The organism is Rhodococcus sp. NPDC019050 (assembly GCF_055664235.1).
Genome location: NZ_JBVOON010000054.1, coordinates 1 through 1,213, shown reverse-complemented (window position 1 = coordinate 1,213; position 1,213 = coordinate 1). Strand labels below are relative to the sequence as shown.

The window sequence follows — 1,213 nt, the reverse complement described above, 5'->3', positions numbered from 1 at the left end:
CCGGCTCACCGAGAGCGTCGCCAAATCCCGAACGGCGGCCCCGAGAGTGAGATCACGGGCGCTTCGTTCGGGCATCTTTCCCGACTTCACGACGTAGAGGCGACTGGCCGCGTCGAGCTTCGCTACCTCGGTGACCAGCTTCGGCGCCTCCTTCTTGCTGACAGACTTCATGTGAATCCGTGCGCTTCCTCGCGGACGCAGCGCTTCGACCTGCTTACGCAAGGCTGCGACATCTCCGCCGGCGACGGTGACAGCGCAGAGCATGTAGCCGTCACGCTTGGACTCGTCAATGAATGCGTGCACAAGCGGGGATCTTGTCAGTGGAGGGTGCAGAGGTAAGTCCGGGCACCGAACCAGGTAGTCGCTGCGTCGGCGATGACAGCTCCCGACCTGGTGGTTTCCGACCTACGCCCGCAGTTGCGGATTCTGTGCAGATCCGCATCATCGGAAGCTGACCCCCGCCAACTCGATGAGCTCTTCGAGGTCGAGACGGTAGGCATCGAGAGAATATCCCCGGCTCTTGGCGCGGGCGGTGATGATCGGCCGGTAGTTATCCAGCAGAAGTCGGTAGAAGGGTAAACACCGGTGATGAGAGTTGCCGTCGTCGCCGATCTCCTCCAGTCGTGGGCCGACTTCCGACCATCTCCTTCCGCGCACCAGGTACTGCACATATGACAGCAGTCGACCTTCCAGCTCGTCGCTGATGTCGAATCCCTGGAACCGCAGCCGGTCGATGCGCTCTTCGCCGAGGACGGCTCGATCAGCAGGGCTAAGCGCCTCGATGCTTGCGCTCAGGACGCGGAACATATCGAGCAAGTCCCAGACCAAGGCGCATTCGGTGCGGGTGAGTTCCGGACCGACCGCAGCGAACACGTCGCCGTACTCGCCGGCGTACCCTTCCTCGAGAGTTTCGCTTCGTCGTGCGTAGTAGTTGGCCTCATCCGGCACAAGAGCGGCCAGGATCCTCGACTGGTTCGCGAGCAGCAGCCGTTCGGTCATCGTCAGTGATTGAGGAACATCGCCGCGACGCATCTCCACGTCGCGACCGAGCAACTGATCGATCTGGTCCCGCAACAATGCACTCACGGTTGCGCCCTTGGATTGGGCCAGCGCCTCAAGCTCTTCTCGGGTCTCGTCGCTGACGCGGAGCGTGAGGGTGGCCATCGGATCCTCCAAGTAGTCTGAACTACAGACAAGAATACAGTATTTATCT

Annotated in this window: 1 protein-coding gene and 1 pseudogene; both read right to left on the bottom strand. The window is 61.3% G+C overall.

All coding sequences use genetic code 11. The annotated features are described in order from the left end of the window. Positions 1-303 (bottom strand): annotated as a pseudogene (locus AC0B44_RS21250) (hypothetical protein); the annotation flags it as partial. Between the two features lie 138 nt (positions 304-441). Continuing rightward, the coding region (locus AC0B44_RS21245) for a YfbU family protein (RefSeq protein WP_471904703.1) at positions 442-1,213 on the bottom strand (772 nt) is incomplete at its 5' end.